Genomic DNA, 22,253 nt, shown 5'->3' on the forward strand with positions numbered 1-22,253 from the left:
GTTCCGCTTCAAACAGGCTTACGTTGCGAACGCCGCCCTTTTCGGGCGGCGTTTGTTTTCCGGCAATGAAAACGTTTGTTTTGCAGCGCATTGGAAAAATATCCATTAGGTCCTATTATCGTCGCTGCATATAAACCGAGCCGTTCCACGCAAGCAGCGGCGCGCATACAGGATCATGGCCCGGTGTTTTCTAAAGGCGTAGACAGCTTGGACCGCACGCAAGACGATCCGGTGCACTGCATGCCGGGATTGACCGCCGGTCTTTCCGGACGGCTGCTGCTGCTCACGGTCATTTTCGTGATGATCGCCGAAGTGCTGATCTTCGTGCCTTCCGTCGCCAATATGCGTCTTTCCTGGCTGCAGGACCGTCTGAATACGGCTGCCGCCGCCGGCGCGGTGATTGATGGCCTGCAGGCCGAACTGCCGCGAAGCGTGCAGAACGACACGCTGATGGCAACCGGGGCAAAGCTTATCGCGCTGCGAAAGGACGGCACCTCGCGCCTGCTCGCAGTGGCGGAAACACCGCCCGGTGTCGACGAGCAATATGATCTTTCCGATGTTTCGCAGGTGGCGGCGGTGCGGGATGCCTTCTCCACCCTGCTGTTCGGCGGCAACCGCGTCATCCGCGTCTTCGATGTGGTGGGCGACAGTGATACCATCATCGAACTGGTGCTGGGCGAAAACAAGCTGCGGGCGGCGATGCTTGCCTATGCCCGCAACGTTTTCCTGATTTCCATCGTCCTGTCGCTGATCACGGCCGGCCTGATATTCATCTCCATCAACCGCATCATGATCCGGCCGATACGCCGGCTGACGCTCGGCATGCAGAATTTCTCCGAGGATCCAGGCAATCCCGAGCGGATTTTCGTGCCCGAGGAGGGGACGGACGAACTGTCGGTTGCGGGCCGCCATCTTGCGGATATGCAGACCGAACTGCAGAAAACCCTGCGCCAGCAGAAGAACCTTGTGGATCTCGGCCTTGCGGTGTCGAAGATCAACCATGACATGCGCAACATCCTCTCCTCCGCGCAGCTGATGTCCGACCGGCTTGTGGATGCCAAGGACCCGATGGTCAGGAGCTTCGCGCCGAAACTGCTACGCACCATCGACCGCGCCGTGGCCTATACGGGCGAGGTTCTAGCCTATGGCCAGGCGACCGAAGGCGCGCCGAAACGCAAGATGGTGCAGTTGAGCCTTCTGGTGCGGGACGTACGCGACATTCTGGCGCTCGATCCCGACAGCGGTATCGAGTTTCACGACAGCGTCCCCCCGGATCTCACGATCGATGCGGATTCCGAACAGCTTTTCCGGGTCATCCATAATCTCTGTCGCAATGCCGTCCAGGCTCTGCAGTCCGATGCCACAAATGCCGCGCCGAGGCACCTTTCCATCCTGGCCCAGAGAGCCGGCAGCGTCGTCAGCATCGTCATCGACGACAATGGGCCGGGAATGCCGCGCAAGGCCAAGGAGAACCTGTTTTCCGCTTTCCGGGGTTCGGCCCGCTCCGGCGGCACGGGCCTCGGGCTGGTCATTGCCCGCGAACTGGTGCTCGCCCATGGCGGCACCATCGCGCTCGTCGAAAAGCCCGGTCCCGGCACGCAGTTCCGCATTGAAATCGCCGACCGCGCCGCCTCCGTGCAGGCCGCCAGAACCGCCTGAAAAAACCGCGCCGCGACAGGCCCGCGAAATCATTATTTCCGCCGGAATGGACATGGTCTTAGGCCGGCGGAAAATGAGCCGCATGGAATTTATAATGTAATCAATAAGATACAGGAATTGCTGCGGAAAAATGACAATTTCCAAACGAAATCGCTTGCATTCGGAATGAGGACGTTTTAGAGGATCGCCACGCCACCGGAAACGACCGGAACGGCACGCACCCGTAGCTCAGCTGGATAGAGCACCAGACTACGAATCTGGGGGTCAGGAGTTCGAATCTCTTCGGGTGCGCCATTTCCTTTCCTAAAAAACAGGTCCTGAAACACGCGATGTTTCTCGCTTGCCATGTGGCTTGAAACGGCGAGTTCGTTCCGCCAGATGCTTCGGCTGCTGCGACACCCGGCAGGACCGAACGAATTCCGAACCTTCCGAATATATGTTAAAATCATCCGGTCATCAGATGGCCCGGGGTGAAAGCCATGTTGGAAGCGGACAAGGTATTTGCAGGTTCGATTCCGGAAAATTACGACCGCTATATGGTGCCGTTGATTTTTGCGCCGTTCGCCACTGATCTGGCGCGACGGGCGGCGGCTTTGATGCCGATTGATATTCTGGAGATTGCTGCGGGAACCGGTGCCGTCACGCGCGAACTGGCTCCCCGATTATTGCCTGCCGCAAACTATGTGGTGACCGATCTCAATCAGCCTATGCTCGATTTTGCCGCGTCGCAGCAAGCACCGGATCACCGCATAAGATGGCAACAGGCGGACGCCCAGACCCTGCCTTTTGAAAACACGGTTTTCGACCTCGTCTTCTGCCAGTTCGGTGCGATGTTTTTCGGTGATCGCCCGTCGGCCTATCGAGAGGCAAAGCGGGTGCTGAAGCCCGGTGGGCATTATTTATTCAACGTCTGGGATCGCATAGAGGAAAACCACTTCGCGAATGATGTGACGAACGCCTTGGCACGCCTGTTCCCCGATGATCCGCCGCGCTTCATGGCCCGTACCCCGCATGGTTATCATGATGTGGCCGTGATCCGCCGTGAACTGGAGGATGCCGGGTTTTCGCGCGTGACGATCGAGACGGTGGCGGCGCAAGGCCGCGCCTCTTCGCCGCGTATTCCAGCTGTCGCTTATTGTCAGGGAACTGTTCTGCGGACGGAGATCGAGGCAAGGGCTCCGGGGAAGCTGGATGCCGCGACAGACTACGTCGCCGCGGCCATTGAAGCGCGCCATGGCGGCGGTGAGGTTGCCGCCAAAATTCAGGCGCATGTGATTCTCGCCGCCGTATAAATCGGTGTCTCAAGGCTGGTTTCTCAGTCTATAAACAAGCACCGGGAATATTCGGAAATATCCCCCAATATTAGTGGTTTTAGGTAGAGGCCTACACAGCAAGGTTTTCCGATCACCCGACATTTCCGGGCTTTCGAGTGTCATCGAACTTTCCCCGAACCTTCGTCATATTGTCATACAATAAAAGCATATGCGCTCCAGAAAAGGAGCGCAGAATGACGCCACAATCACTTGAACTTTCGGGCATCGGCAAAGGCTTCGGGGCCGATGATGTTCTGAAAGAAATCGATCTCTCAATCCGCCCAGGCGAGTTTTTGTCCCTCGTTGGTATGTCGGGCTGCGGCAAGTCCACGCTGTTGCGTATCATTGCGGGCCTGGAAACGCCGGATCGCGGTTCGGTTTCGATCGGCGAGCAGGATGTGACAGAGGTTGATCCGAGCGATCGCAATCTGGCGATGGTTTTCCAGTCTTACGCCCTTTATCCGCATATGAGCGTGCGCCAGAACATCGCGACGCCGCTCAGGATGCGGCGCCTGCCTTTCGCTGCTCGCCTGCCACTGATCGGACGTTTTGCAGCGCCTGCTGAAACATTGAAGCAGATCGATGCCGCCGTTGAACAGGCGGCCGAGACGCTGCAGATCGCGCATCTGCTGGATCGCAAGCCGGCGCAGCTTTCCGGCGGCCAGCGTCAGCGTGTGGCGCTCGCCCGGGCGCTGGTGCGTTCGCCTGCAGCCTTCCTGATGGACGAGCCGCTTTCCAACCTCGATGCGAAACTTCGCGCCCATATGCGTGAGGAACTGGCGGGCCTGCACCGCCGGCTTGGGGCAACCTTCATCTACGTCACCCATGACCAGATCGAAGCCATGACCATGTCCGACCGTATCGCCCTGATGTCGGAAGGCCGCATCGAGCAGCTGGGCACGCCGGACGAGCTTTACCGCAAGCCCGCGACGCTGACGGTCGCGCGTTTTATCGGCACGCCATCGATCAACCTGCTGCCGGTCGAAATCGATGCGCAGGGCAAGATCACGGCTTTTGGACGCGATCTTGCTATTGAAGGTGCCGGCCGTGATGCCGGCCCGGCGACGCTCGGCCTTCGTGCCGAAGACCTGCGCCCGGGCGAAGAAGGTTTTGCCGTGCGCGTGGTGCGCAGTGAAACCCACGGCGCCGATCGTTTCGTGAGCTGCCGCCTGCTGAGCGACGAGACCGTCGCCATCACCCTGCGTCAAGTCGCGGGCGAGGCGCTGGGTGCCGATGCGAATGGCGTCATGAATCTCGGCTTTGCGCCGGAACGCGCGCATCTCTTCGCGGCCGATGGCCTGCGTCGCAAGGTGACGGTGCGCGAACGGGTGCCGGCATGACGGCGGTTGATTTCTCCTCGGCTGCACGGGCGAAGGCTCGCCCGCGGCTGTCGAAGGCGGACCGGCGGATGATCTGGCGCGGCCTGATGTTCGCAGCCCCCGCAAGCCTGCTGCTTCTGGCAATCTATATTGTTCCGATGCTCGTTCTGGCCGGTTTTTCCGTCACCGATTACCAGCTGGGTTCGCTCTCCACCCGCTTTGTCGGTCTTGGAAACTTCGTCAAGGCGTTTCAGGATCCGGTTTTTCTGCGCGCCCTGGCCAACACCGCCATCTATGCGCTCATCGTCATTCCCTTCGGCGTCTTTCTGGCGCTCGGCGTGGCTTTGCTCGTATATAACCGCAAGCGCAGCCGCGCTTTCTGGGAAGTGGCTTATTTTCTCCCCGTCACCGCAACACTCGTCGCCATGGCGACCGTGTGGCAGTTCCTGCTGCACCCTTCGCTTGGTCCGGTGAATGCGGCGATCAAATGGCTTGGTCTCGAACCGGTCGCCTTCCTCTCCAATCCCGTCCTCCTCATTCCCACCATGGCGCTGATGGGCGTCTGGCAGATCCTCGGATTCAACATGGTGCTGTTCCTTGCCGGCCTCACGGCCATTTCGAAGGATCTGCACGAGGCGGCGCGGCTGGATGGCGCCAAGAACCCGGTCGACCGGTTTCTGACCGTGACCTGGCCGATGCTTGGGCCGACGACCATGTTCGTGGTGGTCACCACCTCCATTTCGGCCTTCAAGGTGTTCGAGACGGTGGCTGTGCTGACCAAAGGCCGTTTCGGATCGGAAACCCTGCTGTTCGATCTTTATCTCGAAGGTTTCGAATATTCCAACACCGGTTATGCCGCCGCGCTGACGATTATCTTCCTCGCGATCGTGCTGGTCCTGTCTATCGGCCAGACGCTGCACATGGACCGGAAGGTGCATTACTGATGGCCGCATTGCGCAAATATTTCCCGCATCTCGTGCTTGCGCTGGGCGCTTTCGTGATGCTCCTGCCGTTCTACTGGATGGTGTTGACCTCGATCCGCTCGCCGGCGGAAATCTTCGATGTCTCGCTCTGGCCGATCCCGCAAAAATTCGACGCTGTCGATAACTACGCCCGGGCGGCGGGTCAGGTGCCGATGGCGCGTTTCATGCTGAATGGCGTCATTGTCTGCGTCGGCATTCTCGTCGTGCAGGTGCTGACATCGGTTCCGGCTGCCTATGCGCTGGCAAAGCTCCGGTTCCCGGGCCGCAAGCTGCTGCTGGGCCTCGTTATTGCGGCGCTCTGCGTTCCCATTCAGGCACTTGCATTGCCGCTTTTCGTCGGTCTGGCCAAGACGGAACTTCTGAATACCTATTTCGCGATGATGATGCCGTTCTTCCTTTCGGTCTTCGCCATCTTCCTGTTCAACCAGTCCTTCCGCAGCTATCCGAATGAAATCATTGAGGCTGCCCGCATGGACGGGTTCTCGGAAATGGAGATTTGCTGGGGACTGGTCCTTCGCGGGTCGCTGCCTTCGCTCGCCGCCTTCTCGATCTTCTCGCTCGTTGCCCACTGGAACGACCTGTATTGGCCGATGATCGTGGTCTCCGACACCAATCTCGCCCCGCCGCCGCTTGGCATGATGCTTTTCGCGGATGTCGAATCCGGCGCGAATTATGGTGCGCTGATGGCGGGCGCCACACTGATTACCGCGCCGATGGTGCTGTGCTTCCTCCTCGCACGACGGCACTTCATCGCCGGTATTACCATGACCGGCGTCAAGTGATGCCGTTCAGACTTCCTCCTACCAACCTCTCTGGAGACTGACATGAAACTCAACCGACGCGCTGTGATGGGCGGTCTGGCTCTCGGCATGGCTTTTGCGGGCCTCGCTCAGCCGGTTCTGGCCAATGAAATCACGCTCAACGTTCTCTACAACCTCCCGGGCTTCACCAAGTTTCATCAGCCGCTGGCCGATGAATTCATGAAGAAGAACCCTGATGTGAAGATCAACTTCCTCGCTCCGGCTGCCGGTTACAACGAAGGCCAGCAGCAGGTTCTGCGCTCTGCCGTCACTGGCAATCTGCCTGACGTTTATTTCTCGGGTTACAACCTGACGGCGGAACTCGTTCACACGCTTGCACCGCGCAACCAGATCACCGATCTCGGCCCGTTCATTCAGGCTGAAGGCGGTCAGGCTTTCCTCGACAAGAACTACAGCCCGAAGATGGCGGCACTCGGCCAGATCGACGGCAAGCAGTACGGTCTGCCGGTCAACGCCTCCTCGCCGATCATCTACATCAACTCCGACCTCGTCACCAAGGCTGGCGGTGATCCGGACAAGATGCCGACGACCTTTGCCGAGCTCATTGCTCTTGCAAAGAAGATCAAGGCTCTCGACCCCAAGTTCGCCGGCATGAGCTACGACATCAACGGCTGGCCGGATGACTGGTTGTGGCAGGCGCTCATCGTCGAACAGGGCGGCAAGCTCGTTGACGAGAAGGCCAAGACCGTTGGCTTCGACAACGAGATCGGCCTCAACGCCCTGAAGATGACCCGCCAGTTCGTCACCGAAGGCGGCCAGAACCTGCTCGACTGGGATCAGTCCCGCCAGCAGTTCGGTGCAGGCCTTACCGGCTTCATCTTCTCGACGCCCGCCCACGTTCAGACGATCCAGGGTCTGGTCGGCGACCGCTTCAAACTGAAGACGGCTACCTTCCCGCTCGACAACAAGGAAAAGGGCGGCGTTCCGACCGGCGGCAACTCGGCTGTTATCCTGACCCAGGAAAAGGCCAAGCAGGACGCTGCCTGGAAGTACCTGAAGTGGATCACTGGTCCGGAAGCGCAGAACACCATCGTTCGCATCACCGGTTACCTGCCGACCAACAAGCTGGCCACCGGCCCGGACTTCCTCGCTCCTTATTATGTCGAGAACCCGAATGTGAAGACTGCTTCGCTTCAGGCTGACCGTTCTCTGCCCTGGGCCGGTTATCCGGGTGGCGATTCCGTCCGCATCTGGCGCACGCAGCGCGACATCATCGGCACGGTCATGCGCGGTGAGGTGACGCCGGAAGCCGGTCTCAAGCAGATCGTCGAGCAGACCAACGCCCTGCTGAAATAAGCAGAACGACTGAAAAGGCTGCGGGGAAATCCGTTCCCGCAGCCATTTTGCGCAGAAAGAGCCGTTATGAAGATCATCCAGATCACCGACACCCATCTCGTACCGCCCGGCATTGCTGTAAACGGCGTCGACCCGGAAAAGCAGCTGCGCGCGGCGGTGGCCGATATTGTCGAAAAACACGCCGACGCTGATCTTCTTGTCATGACGGGTGATCTTTGTAATTACGGCGAGCCGGAAGCCTATGAGCTGCTTCGCGATATCCTCACACCGGTCTCCATGCCGGTGAGGCTGATGCTCGGAAATCATGACCGTCGACCGGAATTCGTGGCCGCCTTTCCCGAGCAGCCGCGCGACGATAACGGTTATATCCAGTCCTTCATCGATACGGATTTTGGCCGGTTGCTGTTTCTCGACAGCCACGAAGCCGATGTCATAGGCGGCATGTATGGCGCGGATCGTCTGGCATGGCTGGAGAGTGCGCTGGAAGGCGCAGGCGATCTGCCGGTGACGGTTTTCATTCACCATCCGCCGATGGATTGCGGCATCCGCCATTTCGAACATATCGGCATGCATGATGACGGTGCTGTCATGCGCCGCCTCTCCGCCCATCCAGCCGGTATACGTCACATCATTTTTGGCCACATCCATGTGCCGATGGCGGGTACGACGGCGGAAGGTATAGCTTACAGCTCCGGTCAGGCTTGCGCGCACCGTTTCATCACCGATATCGATGTTGTCGATCCGCTGTGGACGGGCGGCAATCCCTGTTACCGGGTCATAAGCCTCGGCGCATTTGGCCTGCGTGCCTATGATGCGGAAGTGGGGCAGGTCGTGCTCGGTCAGGCTCCTGTCTGCGAAGGCCCCTGACGCCGGAAGATTTCCGTGTTGCAGAGAGATGACCTCCGCCTCGTCGCCTGTTGCGGGTGGTGAGGGAGAGGTCTTTTGCCGATTACAAGGCTGCGGTGGTGAGAAGACCCCGCGGCCTGTCGCGCCGATGCGTCACTTGAGGTTTGTTGAACGGATTTGATACGCGAGAGCCATGGTTCCGTTCACACCCTTGATCTATGTCAGTTTCATCGATGAAACTGCACGCCATAGTCGCCGTGAGGTGGCCAGCCAAATGCCGTGCCATCGTGATGACAGATCATGGAGAAGTGCATGCTTGAAAAGCGTATCCGCAACGCGTCCCTCTTGAACAGGATCGTCAGCGCCGAAGAGGCCGCCAGTCTCATTCAGGATGGCATGACGGTAGGCATGAGCGGCTTTACGCGGGCCGGGGAAGCGAAGGCCGTGCCGCTGGCGCTGGCCGAGCGCGCCAAGACACATCCCATGAAAATCACCCTGATGACCGGTGCGTCGCTGGGCAACGATCTCGACAAGACCATGGTCGAGGCGGGAATGCTGGCGCGCCGCATGCCGTTCCAGTCCGATCCGGCTTTGCGCAGGGCGATCAATGACGGCAAGGTGATGTTCATCGATCAGCATCTTTCCGAAACGGTCGAACAATTGCGCGGCGGCCAGATTCACGGGGTCGATATCGCCATTGTCGAGGCGGTGGCGATTACGGCGGAAGGCGGCATCATTCCTACCACCTCCGTCGGCAATTCCGCGAGCTTCGCCATTCTGGCCGACAAGGTCATCGTCGAGATCAACCTGTCGCAGCCCGAGGTGCTGGAGGGGCTGCATGACATCTTCATTCCCGCCAGGCGCCCGACCCGCATGCCCATTCCGGTGGTGGCAACGGATAGCCGTGTTGGCCTGCCGTTCATTCCGGTGCCGCCGGAAAAGATCGCCGCCATCGTTCTGAGCGACAAGAGCGACAGTTTTTCAACCGTGCTGCCGCCTGACGATGAGACCAAGGCCATTGCCGGCCATCTCACCGAGTTCCTGTTGAACGAGGTGCGTCACGGCCGCATGACCCATGAACTCCAGCCGCTTCAGGCCGGCATCGGCACCATCGCCAATGCCGTAATGCATGGTTTCATCGATACGCCGTTTCACGACCTCAAAATGTATTCGGAGGTCTTGCAGGATTCGACTTTCGAACTGTTTGATGCGGGCAAGCTAACCTTTGCCTCGGGTTCATCGATCACCTTGTCTTCCGCCATGAACGAGCAGGTGATGCCGCGATTGGCCGATTATAAGAGCAGATTGATCCTGCGTCCGCAGGAGGTCAGCAATCACCCGGAAGTCATCCGCCGCCTTGGCATTATCGGCATCAACACAGCGCTGGAATTCGACATTTACGGAAACGTCAATTCCACCCATGTCGGCGGAACGCACATGATGAACGGCATCGGCGGCTCGGGGGATTTCGCCCGCAACGCCTATATGTCCATCTTCGTCACCAAATCGATCGCCAAGGGCGGAGCCATTTCCAGCGTAGTGCCCATGGTCAGCCATGTCGATCATACCGAACATGATGTCGATATTCTCGTCACCGAGACCGGGCTTGCCGATCTGCGCGGTCTCGCACCTCGCGAGCGCGCGGCGGTTATCATCGCGAACTGTGTGCACCCCCAATATCGTGATGCGCTGACGGATTATTATCAGCGCGCGGTGGCGCGGGGAGGGCACACGCCGCATCTCATTGAAGAGGCGCTATCCTGGCATGAGGCGCTGCGCGAAAGGGGCACGATGCTCCCGCAGAAATAGGTCGTCGTTTTTTAACGGTGCCCCCGCTGCCGGCTCAACCGCCATACAATTGGGTCCGTTTGGACACACCGGGGCGGAAATTGTCCGCTCTAGTGGTCAGGTTGCTGGCGCGGCGGTTCCGCCTCCGGTAGAAAATCCTCTCCCCCGGCTGCTTTCCGGCTGCCTCTGGGTTGTAGGAGAGTGATGTGATGCCCATTCGCTTCGTGGCCGTAATCGCCATTGTCGCCCTGCTCGCCGGTTGCGGGGGGCGTCCGATCGGGGTCATGACGCCGACGGGGCAGACCGTGGCGGGAACCACGCCGGTCAATCTTCTCGTCGCCACCACCCGTGCGCCATCGGAAAACGCCGCCGTGCTTTTTGGCGGCGAGCGTGGAACGGGTCTGAAGGTGGATGCGGTGACGGTTTCCATTCCGCCCAACGCCAACCGCAAGGTCGGGCAGGTGCAATGGCCGAAGAAGCTGCCGCCCAATCCGCTGAAGGATTTCACCACGGTGGCGGTGGAGCCCATTCGCTCCGAAGCCGAGACCAGAAGCTGGATCGGCAGACACATCCAGAAGGACCGGCGCGTGCTGGTCTTCGTTCACGGTTTCAACAACCGGTACGAGGAATCCGTTTATCGCTTCGCGCAGATCGTCCATGATTCCGGCACTGACGTCGTGCCCGTCGTCTTCACCTGGCCGTCGCGAGCGAGCATCTTTGACTATAACTACGACAAGGAAAGCACCAACTATTCGCGCGATGCGCTGGAGGAGATGCTGACCCGCCTCGCCAAGGACAGGTCCATCGGCGAGGTCACGGTCATGGCCCATTCCATGGGCACCTGGCTTGCGGTGGAGGCGCTGCGCCAGATGGCCATCCGCAATGGCCGTGTCGATCCGAAGATCGGCAATGTCATCCTCGCGGCGCCGGATCTGGATGTGGACGTATTCAGCCGGCAATTCGCAAGCCTCGGCAAAACCCCGCCGAAATTCACGCTTTTCGTTTCGCAGGATGACCGCGCGCTCAGCCTGTCGCGTCGCATTTCCGGCAATGTCGACCGTCTCGGCCAGATCGATCCATCCGTCGAGCCCTATCGCAGCGAGCTTGAAAAAGCCGGTATCACCGTTCTGGATTTGACCAAGCTGCAATCCGGCGACCGACTGAACCATGGCAAATTTGCCGAGAGCCCCGAGGTCGTGCGTCTGATTGGTGACCGCCTTATCGCCGGGCAGACGGTAACGGATTCCGACGTCGGTCTCGGTGAAGCTCTTGGCGCTGTCAGCATTGGTGCTGCGCAAACCGTTGGGACGGCGGCCAGCGTGGTGGTCAGCGCACCGATTGCAGTCTTCGATCCGCGCACGCGGGAAAATTATGGCAGGCAGGTGGAACGACTGGGTCGCTCCATGGAAAACACGGTCGGATCGGTGGGCGATACGGCCGGCTCCGTGGTGGACGATCAGGCGCTTCAATCGTCAAGGGTGAACTGCGATGCTGCTGCCAACCGAAACCGGGCGGAATGCCGTAACCGCTAAACTACGATGCGAGAGAGGGGGCGGAAACGCTAAGCGTTTTTGTCATCACGCTCCCGTAGTTTTGTATACAGCTTGTATTTTTATCTGTATGGTCCGGTTAACAGCTCAACTTCCGGAGTAAGACCCTATGCGTTGGAAACGCACTCTCCAGCTTCTCGATGTCCATTGCGAAGGCGAAATCGGCCGTGTCGTCACCGGCGGTGCGCCGAAAATTCCCGGCAATACTGTGGCTGAACAGCTTCACTGGATGAATACGGATCCGCAGGGAGAGGCTCTGCGCCGCTTCCTGACACTGGAACCGCGCGGCACGCCCATGGGCTCGGTCAATCTTCTCCTGCCGCCGAAACATCCGGATGCGCATGCGGCTTTCGTCATTCTCCAGCCGGATCAGGCGCATGCTAGCTCGGGCTCCAATTCCATCTGCGCAACGACGGCGCTTCTGGAAAGCGGCATGGTGGAAATGCAGGAGCCGGAAACCGTCATCATTCTGGAAACGGCGGCCGGTCTGGTAAAGGCCACGGCCACCTGCCGCGACGGACGCTGCGAAAAGGTCAAGCTGACCATGGTGCCGTCCTTCGTGCACGAGCTGGATGTCAGCATCGACACGCCCGAATGGGGCAAGGTGACGATGGATATCTCCTATGGCGGCATTTTTTATGCGCTGGTCGATGTCCGCCAGATCGGTCTCACGATCGAAAAGGCCAATGCCGCGAAGCTGGTCTCGGCGGGCATGATCCTGAAAGATTTGGTCAACCGCGAAATGACGGTCGTCCATCCTGAAATCCCGGCCATCTCAGGCGTCGCCTATGTGATGTTCCGGGATGTGGATGCAGATGGTTCCATCCGCACCTGCACCACCATGTGGCCGGGCCGGGCGGATCGTTCGCCCTGCGGAACCGGCAACTCCGCCAATCTTGCCACGCTTTATGCGCGCGGCAAGGTGAAGGTGGGAGATGAATATAAATCCCGCTCGATCATCGGTTCGGAATTCGATGTCGGCCTTTCCGCCGTCACCGAGGTGGCGGGCCGTCCTGCCGTCATTCCAACCATCGCCGGGCGCGGCTTCACCTTCGGTCTGCATCAGGTTGGTCTCGATCCCTTTGACCCCCTGGCTGATGGTTTCGCGATGACCGATGTCTGGGGTCCGGAGGCGGGTAACATCTGAGCCACGCCTCAAAAAAATGACATTTACAGCTGCCTGATGGACTTTGGCGGCTGTTTTCCCGCGGCAAAAGATGCTAAGCGGGCGCCAATTCCGTCATGCTCCGAGGTATCCCGATGAAGTCGCTCACCCTGCGCCGCCCTGATGACTGGCACCTGCACCTGCGTGACGGGGCAATGCTGGAAGGGGTGATCGGGGATACGAGCCGCCATTTCGCCCGCGCCATCATCATGCCGAACCTGGTGCCCCCGGTCGTCACCACGGCCGATGCCCGCGCCTATCGCGAACGCATTGTCAGGGCCATTCCGGCGGGCGATCGTTTCGAGCCGCTGATGACCCTCTATCTGACTGAAGACACGCAGGCCGACGACGTGGAAGAGGGCAAAAAAAGCGGCCTCATCACCGCCGTAAAGCTCTATCCGGCTGGCGCGACCACCAACTCCCACGGGGGTGTGCGCGATTTCAACAAGGCCATGCCGGTTCTGGAGCGCATGGCGAAGATCGGCCTGCCGCTCTGCGTGCATGGCGAGGTAACGACACCGGAAGTCGATATTTTCGACCGCGAGAAAGCCTTCATCGATACGGTTCTGGAACCTCTGCGCCAGCGTCTGCCGGAACTCAAGGTGACGATGGAGCACATCACCACCCGCGACGGCGTGGATTATATCAAGTCGTCCAAGGCCAATCTGGCCGGCTCGATCACCACGCACCACCTCATCATCAACCGCAATGCCATTCTGGTTGGCGGTATCAAGCCGCACTATTATTGCCTGCCCGTTGCCAAGCGCGAGGAGCACCGGCTGGCGCTGCGGGCTGCTGCGACTTCGGGCGACGCCCGCTTCTTCCTCGGCACGGATTCCGCCCCGCATGTGGACCCGCTGAAGGAATGCGCCTGCGGCTGCGCCGGCATTTACACCTCCATCAACACCATGAGCTGCCTTGCCCATGTCTTCGAGGATGAAAACGCCCTCGATAAACTGGAAGCCTTCGCTTCGCTCAACGGCCCGGCCTGGTATGGTCTTGCACCGAACGAGGAGACGATCACGCTGATCAAACGCGAGGAGCCGGTGTCGTTTCCCGCCAAGATCGAGACGGGCGCCGGGCCGGTGACCGTATTCGACCCGATGTTCCCGCTTCATTGGGATGTAAGCTGATTTTTTTGACCGCCGGCACTGCCGGCGGTTTTGTTATGGTCCTCAGGCATCCACCCATAAATTTCGGTGCCGCCTGCGGATGCCTGCAATGCTGAATCGAGACGCTGTGCTTTCCGAAAACCGATCCGGGTTTTCGGAGCGATAAACCAAGGCCGAAAAAGGAGAACGCCTATGAACCATTTCACATTCACTGACCGCACCGTTGTTGCGGAACTGGTTGCGAAGATGTTGTGGGAAATCAAGGCGGTCCATTTCAATTCCGAAAGCCCCTACACCTTCGCTTCGGGCATGAAGAGCCCGGTTTATATCGATATGCGCAAGCTCATCTCCTTCCCGCGCATCCGCTCGGCGGCAATGGATTTTGCGGCGGCGGCTGTCATGCGCGAGGCCGGTTTCGAGAAATTTGACTGTGTCGCGGGCGGTGAAACGGCTGGTATTCCTTTTGCGGCTTTCCTTGCCGAGCGCCTTGGCCTGCCGATGATCTATTGCCGCAAGAAGCCGAAAGGCCATGGCCGCAACGCCCAGATCGAAGGCCATATGCCGGAAGGCGCACGCGTTCTCGTCATCGAGGATCTGACGACGGCCGGCGGCTCGATGTTCACCTTCATCGACGCCATCCGTGCGGCGGGCGGTATCGTCGACCACGGCATCGCACTCTTCTATTACGGCATCTTCGAAGAGGCCGAAGCGCGCTTCGCCAACGGCAATGTCAAGCTGCATTACCTGACGACCTGGCGCGACGTTCTGGCGGTCGCCCGCGCTGAAAAACTGTTTGACGAAGAGACCCTGTCCGAGGTCGAGGCCTTCCTCGATAACCCCCTGCCGTGGTCGGCAAAGCGCGGCGGTGTCAGCGAATTGCCGCAATCGTGATTTCGGATGCGGCCAGCCCGGTTTTGCGGCTGGCCTTCCGATCGATCTTCGTCTAAATCGATTTAAGTCCATTTGATTTGCTGTTTGAGGAGGACCGTAATGATCCTGTGTTGTGGTGAAGCCCTGATCGACATGCTGCCCCGGCAGACGACGCTGGGCGAGGCGGGTTTTGCCCCCTATGCAGGCGGAGCGGTCTTCAACACGGCGATTGCGCTGGGGCGTCTCGGCGTCCCGTCCGCGTTCTTCACGGGTCTTTCCGACGACATGATGGGCGATATCCTGCGGACAACCCTGCGGGCGAGCAATGTGGATTTCAGCTATTGCGCAATGCTTTCGCGGCCGACCACGATCGCTTTCGTCAAGCTGGTAGACGGTCACGCAACCTACGCCTTTTATGACGAGAATACCGCCGGGCGGATGATTACCGAGGCCGATCTTCCGGCACTTGGTGCGGATTGCGAGGCGCTGCATTTCGGCGCCATCAGCCTCATTCCGGAACCCTGCGGCAGCACCTATGAGGCGCTGCTGGTGCGCGAGCACCAAAGCCGCGTCATTTCGCTCGATCCGAATATCCGCCCTGGTTTCATCAAGGACAAGCAGGCGCATATGGCTCGCATCCTCCGTATGGCGGCGAAGTCTGACATCGTAAAATTCTCCGACGAAGACCTTGAATGGTTCGGAGTGGAAGGCGACGAGGAGACGCTTGCACGCCACTGGCTGCATCATGGCGCAAAACTCGTCGTGGTCACCCGGGGCGCCAAGGGTGCCGTTGGTTATTCCGCCAATTTCAAGGTGGAAGTGGCTTCCGAGCGGGTGGAAGTGGTCGATACGGTCGGTGCGGGCGATACATTCGATGCCGGCATTCTCGCCTCGCTGAAAATGCAGGGTCTTCTGACCAAGACGCAGGTTGCCTCGCTGACGGAAGAGCAGATCAGGAAGGCTTTGGCGCTAGGTGCGAAGGCTGCTGCGGTCACGGTCTCGCGGGCCGGCGCGAATCCACCCTTTGCGCATGAAATCGGTTTGTGATGGGTTTGGTTGAACCATTTTGAAAAGGTGGTTCAACACTCTTCCCGGTGCTAAAGCCGTAAAAAACCGTTATTTCGCTATTATGAAGCTTGTGTCCGCTGTTTTTTCACGAAACAAGCATCGCATGAGCGTTCCCAAGTCCCATCCTTTTGATTTCGACCCGACCTATGGCATGCAGCGTGAACAGTTGCTGGCCATCACCCCGCCCGAGGCGCCGCCGGGCTTCGATGATTTCTGGAAAAAGCGCCATCGCCGCGCGCTCGCCACGGATCCTCGACCGGTACTGCGCAAGAGCAGGCTCAGCGACCCCCGCTGGCATGTCCTCGATATGACCTACACCTCCACCGGCGGTTTTCGTATCGGCGGGTGGATGCTGCTGCCGCGCGAGGGGCAGGTGCGTCGCGGCCTCGTTGTGGGCCATGGTTATGGCGGTCGCGAGGCTCCTGATTTCGACGTGCCGGTGGAAGAAACAGCCGTGCTGTTTCCCTGTTTTCGCGGGCTTTCGCTGAGCGCCTGTCCGCCGATCTCGTCCGACCCGGCGCTCCATGTTCTCTATAATATAGACAGGAAAGACGACTACATCATTGGCGGCTGCGTCGATGATCTGTGGGTTGCCGTTTCCACGCTCATAAGCCTTTATCCCTGGTTGGAAGGGCAGGTGGGTTGTAGCGGCATCAGTTTCGGTGGCGGCATCGGTGCCATGGCCATCCCTTTCGACGAGCGCATTGATCGCGGCCATCTTGTCGTGCCGACGTTCGGCCACCGGCCGTTCTGGCTGACGCTGCCCACCGTCGGCAGCGCGGATGCGGTTCAGACGTACCAGAAGACCCATGCCAATGTGCTTGAAACGCTGCGTCTGTTCGATGCCGCCTGTGCTGCCGCCCGCATAAAGGTGCCGATGCTGGTCGCGCCTGCGCTTTTCGATCCGGCAGTGGCGCCACCTTGCCAGTTCGCCGTGGCCAATGCTCTGCCACAATCAAAATTTAATGAAATCTTCATCCTCGACGCCGGGCATTTCGATTACCCTGACAGCGCATCGCAAGATGCGGTCCATAAGGACAAGGTCAGACGGTTTTTCAAGGTGCCATGAAACGCGAATATCTCCGTTGGTATAGTCAAAGGCTCCATCGCGACATGGAGCTGTTAATATTCGGACATTCTGGCGCCAAGGTGCTGATGTTTCCCACCCGCGACGGGCGTTTCTTCGAATATGAGGAACTGGGCCTTGTTGGCAGTCTGGCCGACAAGCTGGAGGCGGGCCACCTTCAGCTCTATTGCATAGAGGGGCTGGCCAGAGAGACCTTCTATGCGGCCGGGCATCATCCCGCCGATCGCATTCGCAGGCATGCCGCTTTCGAAGAGTATATTCTGAACGAAGTGCTGCCGCTGATGGCCGAGAAAAACCCGAATAGTGACACGATCGTGCAGGGCTGCAGTCTCGGTGCGTTTCAGGCCGCCAGCCTCGTCTTTCGCCACCCGCATCTTTTTCGCAAGCTCGTCGCCTTTTCCGGTCGTTATGATCTGACGATGAAGGTGGAATCTTTCGGTGACCTGTTCGACGGCTATTACGACGACGATGTTTATTTTCACATGCCGAGCCATTTTCTGCCGGGCCTCGCCTGCCCATGGCGGCTTGATCACCTGCGCCGCATCGACATGGTCTTCGTCATCGGCGATGCCGACCCGTTTCTGGACAACAATCATCATCTGAGCCGGGTTCTGTCGGACAAGCAGGTGGGGCATCAGATGCATGTCTGGGATGGCCGCGCCCACCGTGCGGGCGCGTGGCGCAAGATGGCTGCGCTTTATATTTGAGGCCGGGCCTCACCTCTCAGGCGAGCAGGAATTCCATCAGGGCATTCTGGGCATGTAGGAGAAATGCCTTCGCTGCCCGGCTCTGGCAGGCCGGGTGCACCATGGCGTCCGTCGTCACCTCCTGACCACGCGCGACTGGCGGGCAGGGCAAAAAGATCGCATCGGGCCGCATCCTGTCGAGAAGGGATGCGGATATGCTATAATCCATCAGATGATGATCCGCGCCGGTGGGCCAGGAATCGGTAATGACCACATCCGCATCCAGCAACTCTGCCATCTCAGTGCTTACCCGGAAGTTCGGATTGATGAGGGCGGCATCGGTGACGTGCCATTGATCGGGATAAACCTGCGTGACCTGAATGGGCAGGGAAATCGAGGCTTCGACCCATGAGCGTAAAATATTGGCATCCGGTGCCACACCGACGATTTTGAGGCCGTCTATCCGGCCTCTCACGCTTTTGACATACGCCAAATCGCCAAGCGTTTCGCATGGATGATTGGACTTTGTCCGCGCGTTGATGACAGGCGCGCGCATTTCGGCTGCAAGCGCCCGGAGGGTCGAGAGTTCTTTCGTGCGGACGATCAGCAGATCGAACCAGTTGTCGAGATAGCCCGCCAGATCGGCAATGTCTTCGCGGCCGTTAAAGCTGATCGGAACGGTGACGCAAATGCCGCCCATCGCCTGAATGCCAAGATCAAAAGCTGCGGTATTGCGCCAGCCGGTGTCATCAACGATCAGCCCGATGCGCTTTCCCTTGAGGGTCTGTGGCATCGTGGCCTTTGACCAGTCCTGGGCCAGAGCGCACGCGCGGTCGATGATCGAGAAGACCGCATCCGCAGGCAGGTCGTGAAACTCCAGAAAGTCCTTGCCCGGCTGCAACGGCATATGCGCCTCCAAAACGACATTCGACCAACGCTGCATTGAAAAAGCCGGAAGTCTCCTTCCGGCTTTCGTAAATTGCGGCGTGTGGGGTTTATCCCGCCAGTCCCGCCAGCGCCTTCACCAGTCCCTGCGTCGAGCTGTCATGGCCGGCAGCACTTTCCTTGCCTTCAACGACGGGAAGCAGGCCGGTCGCCAATTCCTTGCCAAGCTCCACGCCCCACTGGTCGAAGGAGTTGATGCGAAACAGCACGCCTTCGACGAAGACGCGATGCTCGTAGAGCGCGATCAGGCGGCCAAGCGCAAACGGCGTCAGCTTGTCGTAGACGAAGGTGATGGAGGGGCGGTTGCCGGTGAAGACGCGGTGCGGCGCGATGAAATCGGCGAGCTTGTCTTCCATGCCCTTGGAGGTGAGCTGGGCTTTCGCTTCGGCAAGCGTGCGGCCCTTCATCAGCGCTTCCGATTGCGCCAGGCAATTGGCGATGAGAAGCTGGTGCTGGTGGCGCAGTTCTGGCTCAAAACCGTTGGCGGCGATCATGAATTCCGCCGGAATGACGCTCGTGCCCTGGTGGATGAGCTGATAGAAGGCGTGCTGGCCGTTGGTGCCGGGTTCGCCCCAGACAACCGGGCCGGACTGGCCTTCGACCGGCGTGCCGTCGATGGTCACACCCTTGCCGTTCGATTCCATGTCGAGCTGCTGCAGGTAGGCGGGGAAACGCGAGAGCCGCTGGTCATAGGGCAGGATCGCCCGGGTTGGATAATTCAGCACGTTGCGGTTATAAAAACCGATGAGGCCGAGCAGCATCGGCAGGTTTTCGCGGATCGGCGTCTCGCGGAAGTGCCTGTCCATGGCATGCGCGCCATCCAGAAACTTGCCGAAATTATCCGACCCGATGGCGATCATCAGTGGCAGGCCGATGGCCGACCAGATCGAATAACGTCCGCCAACCCAGTCCCAGAAACCGAAGATGCGGTCGCTTTCGATACCGAAGGCAGCCACCTTGTCGAGCGCGGTCGAAACGGCGGCGAAGTGATGCTTGACGGCTGCTTCACCCAGCTTTTCGGCGATGAAACGGCGCGCCGTGGCGGCATTCGTCATGGTTTCGATGGTGGTGAAGGTTTTCGAGGCGACGATGAAAAGCGAGGTCTCGGGGTCAACCAGCTTCAGTGTGTCGGCAATATGCGCGCCATCGATGTTGGAAACGAAATGCGCGCGTGGGCCATCATGGAAAGGTGCGAGCGCCAGCGTTGCCATGACAGGGCCGAGATCGGAGCCGCCGATGCCGATATTGATGACGTCGGTAATCTTCTTGCCAGTCGCGCCCTTCAGCGAACCGGAACGGATCGCATCGGCAAACTTGCCCATGGCCGCCAGAACGGCGTTCACATCAGGCATCACGTCCTTGCCGTCAACGAGAACCGGCGTGTTGGAGCGATTGCGCAGCGCGGTATGCAGCACGGCGCGGTCTTCGGTGAAGTTGATTGCCTTGCCGGAGAACATCTCCTCGCGCTTTGCCTCGACGCCGCCTTCGCGTGCGAGCTGTTCGAGAAGCGTGACGATCTCCTCATTCACGGCGCATTTGGAATAATCCATCAGCAGGTCATCGAATTTGGCGCTGAAACGGCTGAATCTCTTGTCGTCGGCCGCAAAGGCGGCGCGAAGATCGGTTGCGGCTGTGCTGCTCGCCGTTGCTTTCAGTTTTTCGATGGTGGCCTGCATCTTGTGCTCCTCGGCTTCCGTGGAAGGATGAGGAAACTATTCTTTTTCAGGCGGCCAAATCAAGGCGACTTTGATAAAAGAAAAGGGCCGGGATGAAAGAAAGAGCCGGTCGCCCGGCTCTCCCCATTGGCTGAGACAATCAGTTCAGATTGCGCAATTCGCGCCGCAAGATTTTGCCGACATTCGATTTCGGCAGCTCGGTGCGGAACTCGATGATTTTCGGCCGTTTGTAGTTCGTCAGGTTCTTGGCGCAGAAGGCCTTGAGCTCCGCTTCCGTCAGGGACTGATCCTTCTTGACCACGAAAAGTTTGACGGTTTCGCCGGAATGTTCATCCGGAACACCGATTGCCGCGCATTCCAGCACGCCCGGATGGCTGGCCGCCACTTCTTCCACCTCGTTCGGATAGACGTTGAAGCCGGAAACGAGGATCATGTCCTTCTTGCGATCGACGATCTTGGTGTAACCGCGCTCGTCCATGAAACCCATGTCGCCTGATCGGAAGAAGCCGTCCGCGGTCATGGCCTTTGCGGTTTCATCCGGCCGCTGCCAGTAACCGGCCATGACCTGCGGCCCGCGGATGCAGATCTCGCCGACTTCCCCTGTTGGCAGGCTGTTGCCGTCCTCATCGCGAATATCGATTTCGGTCGACGAAATCGGCAGGCCGATGGTGCCGCTGAATTCCGTGGAATCGAGACGATTGACCGTTGCAACGGGTGATGTCTCGGAGAGGCCGTAACCTTCGGCAATCGGGCAGCCGACGACGGAAAGCCAGCGCTCCGCAACGGGCCTTTGCACCGCCATGCCGCCGCCGAGAACCAGAATGAGGGACGACAGATCGAGCTTGCGGAAATCCTCGTTGTTCATCAGCGCGTTGAAAAGCGTGTTGATGCCGGGGAAAACATGTGGCTGATAATGCGCCAGCTCCTTCACGAAGCCGGGAATATCACGCGGATTGGCGATCAGCAGGTTATGGCCGCCGAGCGCAATGCCCATCAGCGAATTCACCGTCAATGCGAAGATGTGGCAGAGCGGCAGCGCGCAGATGAAGTTGAGAACCTCCGGGCGATCTTTTTTGCCATTGAAGGCCGCGTCCAGCCACAGGCTGATCTGGACCTTGTTGGCCAGAAGATTGGCATGGGTGAGAACCGCACCCTTGGATACGCCCGTTGTGCCACCGGTATATTGCAGGAAGGCGATGTCCTGCGCCGTGAGGCTGACCGGCTTCAACGAAAATCCCTGACCTTCCTTCAGCATCGCCTTGAAGCCGATGGAGCCGGGGATGGTGTAGGCGGGCACCAGTTTCTTGACCTTGCGAACCACCAGATTGACGATATGTCCCTTGAGACCGAGGAGATCGCCCATCGCCGCGACGACCACATGCCGGACGGCGGTTTTTGGCACCGCCTGCTGCGCCACATGGGCGAAGTTTTCCAGCACGAAGATTGCCTTTGCGCCGGAATCCTTAAGCTGATGTTCCAGTTCGCGCGGTGTGTAGAGCGGATTGACATTGACCACGACCATGCCAGCTCGCAGGATCCCGTATACGGCGACGGGATTTTGCAGGATATTCGGCATCATCACGGCAACCCGGTCGCCTTTTTCCAGTCCTCTGGATTGCAGCCAGGCGGCGACCGCGCGGGTTTCAGCGTCCAGTTCCCGATAGGTCAGGGACTTTCCCATGCTGGAAAAGGCCTTGCGGTCGGCAAATTGCGCACAGCTCTTTTCGAGAAGTTCGACAAGGGATGCATGGGCGGATGCGGGGATTTCGGAAGGTACGCCCGGCGGATAGGATGCCAGCCAGCGCTTCTGTGCGCCGACATTTTCCGGGTGTCCCAGGGACAGTTCACTCATGCTTCTCCTCCCAGAGTCTTTGTTGCGCCGCGTATTCATTGAAATACGTTAACGGCGCTTTCGGCTGCCTGATGTTCACGAGGCTCCCGCATTCAACCGGCCCAATCGGCCGGGTTGAGGAAACCTCATGTGGCGTCACCGGATCGACCGCTCCTCTCGCTCCCCGGTAACGAATGATAGACGCGTAATCCCTTGGCGTCCATCTCGTCGGCAAAAC

The 22,253-nt window shown here is 59.3% G+C and carries 18 protein-coding genes and 1 tRNA gene; 16 read left to right on the plus strand and 3 right to left on the minus strand.

Annotated elements, in window-relative coordinates; all coding sequences use genetic code 11:
* The first annotated feature begins 240 nt into the window (after positions 1-240).
* From DA915_RS01690 to DA915_RS01770, 16 genes are all read left to right on the plus strand, one after another.
* A complete protein-coding gene (locus DA915_RS01690) occupies positions 241-1,659 on the plus strand; it encodes an ATP-binding protein (protein ID WP_035212580.1) in 1,419 nt (472 codons plus the stop codon).
* Between the two features lie 217 nt (positions 1,660-1,876).
* Positions 1,877-1,953: transfer RNA gene (locus DA915_RS01700), tRNA-Arg, on the plus strand.
* A 185-nt stretch (positions 1,954-2,138) separates the two neighbouring features.
* Positions 2,139-2,951 carry a class I SAM-dependent methyltransferase gene (locus DA915_RS01705; protein WP_107674978.1) on the plus strand — a complete coding sequence of 271 codons (813 nt, stop codon included), beginning with the start codon at positions 2,139-2,141 and terminating at the stop codon, positions 2,949-2,951.
* A gap of 215 nt (positions 2,952-3,166) precedes the next feature.
* Entirely contained in the window at positions 3,167-4,312 is a 1,146-nt protein-coding gene (locus DA915_RS01710; RefSeq protein ID WP_020811735.1) for an ABC transporter ATP-binding protein, read from the plus strand.
* Complete coding sequence (locus DA915_RS01715) at positions 4,309-5,235, plus strand: carbohydrate ABC transporter permease (protein WP_003503653.1); 927 nt, start codon at positions 4,309-4,311, stop codon at positions 5,233-5,235. The genes DA915_RS01710 and DA915_RS01715 overlap by 4 nt, the downstream gene beginning before the upstream one ends.
* The gene (locus DA915_RS01720; protein ID WP_003503652.1) at positions 5,235-6,056 is read left to right on the plus strand and encodes a carbohydrate ABC transporter permease; all 822 of its coding nucleotides are present in this window, start codon (positions 5,235-5,237) and stop codon (positions 6,054-6,056) included. The genes DA915_RS01715 and DA915_RS01720 overlap by 1 nt, the downstream gene beginning before the upstream one ends.
* A 42-nt stretch (positions 6,057-6,098) precedes the next feature.
* Positions 6,099-7,391, plus strand: coding sequence for an ABC transporter substrate-binding protein (locus tag DA915_RS01725; RefSeq protein WP_003503651.1), 1,293 nt, complete (start codon positions 6,099-6,101; stop codon positions 7,389-7,391).
* A gap of 66 nt (positions 7,392-7,457) precedes the next feature.
* Entirely contained in the window at positions 7,458-8,258 is an 801-nt protein-coding gene (locus DA915_RS01730; protein ID WP_060722845.1) for a phosphodiesterase, read from the plus strand.
* A gap of 291 nt (positions 8,259-8,549) precedes the next feature.
* Positions 8,550-10,046 carry an acetyl-CoA hydrolase/transferase family protein gene (locus tag DA915_RS01735; protein ID WP_107674979.1) on the plus strand — a complete coding sequence of 499 codons (1,497 nt, stop codon included), beginning with the start codon at positions 8,550-8,552 and terminating at the stop codon, positions 10,044-10,046.
* A 188-nt stretch (positions 10,047-10,234) separates the two neighbouring features.
* A complete protein-coding gene (locus DA915_RS01740) occupies positions 10,235-11,557 on the plus strand; it encodes an alpha/beta hydrolase (protein ID WP_003503627.1) in 1,323 nt (440 codons plus the stop codon).
* Positions 11,558-11,684: 127 nt separating this feature from the next.
* Complete coding sequence (locus DA915_RS01745) at positions 11,685-12,722, plus strand: 4-hydroxyproline epimerase (RefSeq protein WP_003503625.1); 1,038 nt, start codon at positions 11,685-11,687, stop codon at positions 12,720-12,722.
* Positions 12,723-12,835: 113 nt separating this feature from the next.
* On the plus strand, positions 12,836-13,873 hold the full coding sequence (pyrC, locus tag DA915_RS01750) for a dihydroorotase (RefSeq protein WP_060727137.1): 1,038 nt from the start codon (positions 12,836-12,838) through the stop codon (positions 13,871-13,873).
* A 171-nt stretch (positions 13,874-14,044) separates the two neighbouring features.
* On the plus strand, positions 14,045-14,743 hold the full coding sequence (locus tag DA915_RS01755) for an orotate phosphoribosyltransferase (protein ID WP_003503621.1): 699 nt from the start codon (positions 14,045-14,047) through the stop codon (positions 14,741-14,743).
* 99 nt (positions 14,744-14,842) lie between these two features.
* Positions 14,843-15,769: a carbohydrate kinase gene (locus tag DA915_RS01760; protein ID WP_107674980.1), complete on the plus strand. Its 927-nt coding sequence runs from the start codon at positions 14,843-14,845 to the stop codon at positions 15,767-15,769.
* A 124-nt stretch (positions 15,770-15,893) separates the two neighbouring features.
* On the plus strand, positions 15,894-16,859 hold the full coding sequence (locus DA915_RS01765) for an acetylxylan esterase (RefSeq protein WP_107675133.1): 966 nt from the start codon (positions 15,894-15,896) through the stop codon (positions 16,857-16,859).
* Positions 16,856-17,584 carry an esterase family protein gene (locus tag DA915_RS01770; RefSeq protein ID WP_107674981.1) on the plus strand — a complete coding sequence of 243 codons (729 nt, stop codon included), beginning with the start codon at positions 16,856-16,858 and terminating at the stop codon, positions 17,582-17,584. The genes DA915_RS01765 and DA915_RS01770 overlap by 4 nt, the downstream gene beginning before the upstream one ends.
* 16 nt (positions 17,585-17,600) lie before the next feature.
* Here the strand turns inward: DA915_RS01770 and DA915_RS01775 are convergent, their stop codons facing one another.
* The 3 genes from DA915_RS01775 to DA915_RS01785 all read right to left on the minus strand — a co-directional run bounded on the left by DA915_RS01775 (position 17,601) and on the right by DA915_RS01785 (position 22,036).
* Positions 17,601-18,470: an ornithine carbamoyltransferase gene (locus DA915_RS01775; protein WP_107675134.1), complete on the minus strand. Its 870-nt coding sequence runs from the start codon at positions 18,468-18,470 to the stop codon at positions 17,601-17,603.
* Positions 18,471-18,558: 88 nt separating this feature from the next.
* Positions 18,559-20,184 carry a glucose-6-phosphate isomerase gene (gene pgi, locus DA915_RS01780; protein WP_107674982.1) on the minus strand — a complete coding sequence of 542 codons (1,626 nt, stop codon included), beginning with the start codon at positions 20,182-20,184 and terminating at the stop codon, positions 18,559-18,561.
* A 139-nt stretch (positions 20,185-20,323) separates the two neighbouring features.
* Positions 20,324-22,036 (minus strand): long-chain fatty acid--CoA ligase, encoded by a 1,713-nt coding sequence (locus tag DA915_RS01785; RefSeq protein ID WP_107674983.1) that lies wholly within the window; start codon positions 22,034-22,036, stop codon positions 20,324-20,326.
* Positions 22,037-22,253: the final 217 nt, after the last annotated feature.

Source organism: Agrobacterium sp. LAD9 (assembly GCF_003031125.1).
Taxonomy (GTDB): Bacteria; Pseudomonadota; Alphaproteobacteria; order Rhizobiales; family Rhizobiaceae; genus Agrobacterium; species Agrobacterium radiobacter.

What these genes read in the sequence shown, in the direction of transcription:
- DA915_RS01770 (WP_107674981.1), top strand. Translation starts at nt 16,856, where the DNA reads ATGAAACGCGAATATCTCCGTTGGTATAGTCAAAGGCTCCATCGCGAC.
- pgi (WP_107674982.1), bottom strand. Translation starts at nt 20,184, where the DNA reads ATGCAGGCCACCATCGAAAAACTGAAAGCAACGGCGAGCAGCACAGCC.
- DA915_RS01715 (WP_003503653.1), top strand. Translation starts at nt 4,309, where the DNA reads ATGACGGCGGTTGATTTCTCCTCGGCTGCACGGGCGAAGGCTCGCCCG.
- DA915_RS01775 (WP_107675134.1), bottom strand. Translation starts at nt 18,470, where the DNA reads ATGCCGTTGCAGCCGGGCAAGGACTTTCTGGAGTTTCACGACCTGCCT.
- DA915_RS01725 (WP_003503651.1), top strand. Translation starts at nt 6,099, where the DNA reads ATGAAACTCAACCGACGCGCTGTGATGGGCGGTCTGGCTCTCGGCATG.
- pyrC (WP_060727137.1), top strand. Translation starts at nt 12,836, where the DNA reads ATGAAGTCGCTCACCCTGCGCCGCCCTGATGACTGGCACCTGCACCTG.
- DA915_RS01710 (WP_020811735.1), top strand. Translation starts at nt 3,167, where the DNA reads ATGACGCCACAATCACTTGAACTTTCGGGCATCGGCAAAGGCTTCGGG.
- DA915_RS01785 (WP_107674983.1), bottom strand. Translation starts at nt 22,036, where the DNA reads ATGAGTGAACTGTCCCTGGGACACCCGGAAAATGTCGGCGCACAGAAG.
- DA915_RS01765 (WP_107675133.1), top strand. Translation starts at nt 15,894, where the DNA reads ATGAGCGTTCCCAAGTCCCATCCTTTTGATTTCGACCCGACCTATGGC.
- DA915_RS01740 (WP_003503627.1), top strand. Translation starts at nt 10,235, where the DNA reads ATGCCCATTCGCTTCGTGGCCGTAATCGCCATTGTCGCCCTGCTCGCC.
- DA915_RS01735 (WP_107674979.1), top strand. Translation starts at nt 8,550, where the DNA reads ATGCTTGAAAAGCGTATCCGCAACGCGTCCCTCTTGAACAGGATCGTC.
- DA915_RS01690 (WP_035212580.1), top strand. Translation starts at nt 241, where the DNA reads ATGCCGGGATTGACCGCCGGTCTTTCCGGACGGCTGCTGCTGCTCACG.
- DA915_RS01755 (WP_003503621.1), top strand. Translation starts at nt 14,045, where the DNA reads ATGAACCATTTCACATTCACTGACCGCACCGTTGTTGCGGAACTGGTT.
- DA915_RS01760 (WP_107674980.1), top strand. Translation starts at nt 14,843, where the DNA reads ATGATCCTGTGTTGTGGTGAAGCCCTGATCGACATGCTGCCCCGGCAG.
- DA915_RS01720 (WP_003503652.1), top strand. Translation starts at nt 5,235, where the DNA reads ATGGCCGCATTGCGCAAATATTTCCCGCATCTCGTGCTTGCGCTGGGC.
- DA915_RS01705 (WP_107674978.1), top strand. Translation starts at nt 2,139, where the DNA reads ATGTTGGAAGCGGACAAGGTATTTGCAGGTTCGATTCCGGAAAATTAC.
- DA915_RS01730 (WP_060722845.1), top strand. Translation starts at nt 7,458, where the DNA reads ATGAAGATCATCCAGATCACCGACACCCATCTCGTACCGCCCGGCATT.
- DA915_RS01745 (WP_003503625.1), top strand. Translation starts at nt 11,685, where the DNA reads ATGCGTTGGAAACGCACTCTCCAGCTTCTCGATGTCCATTGCGAAGGC.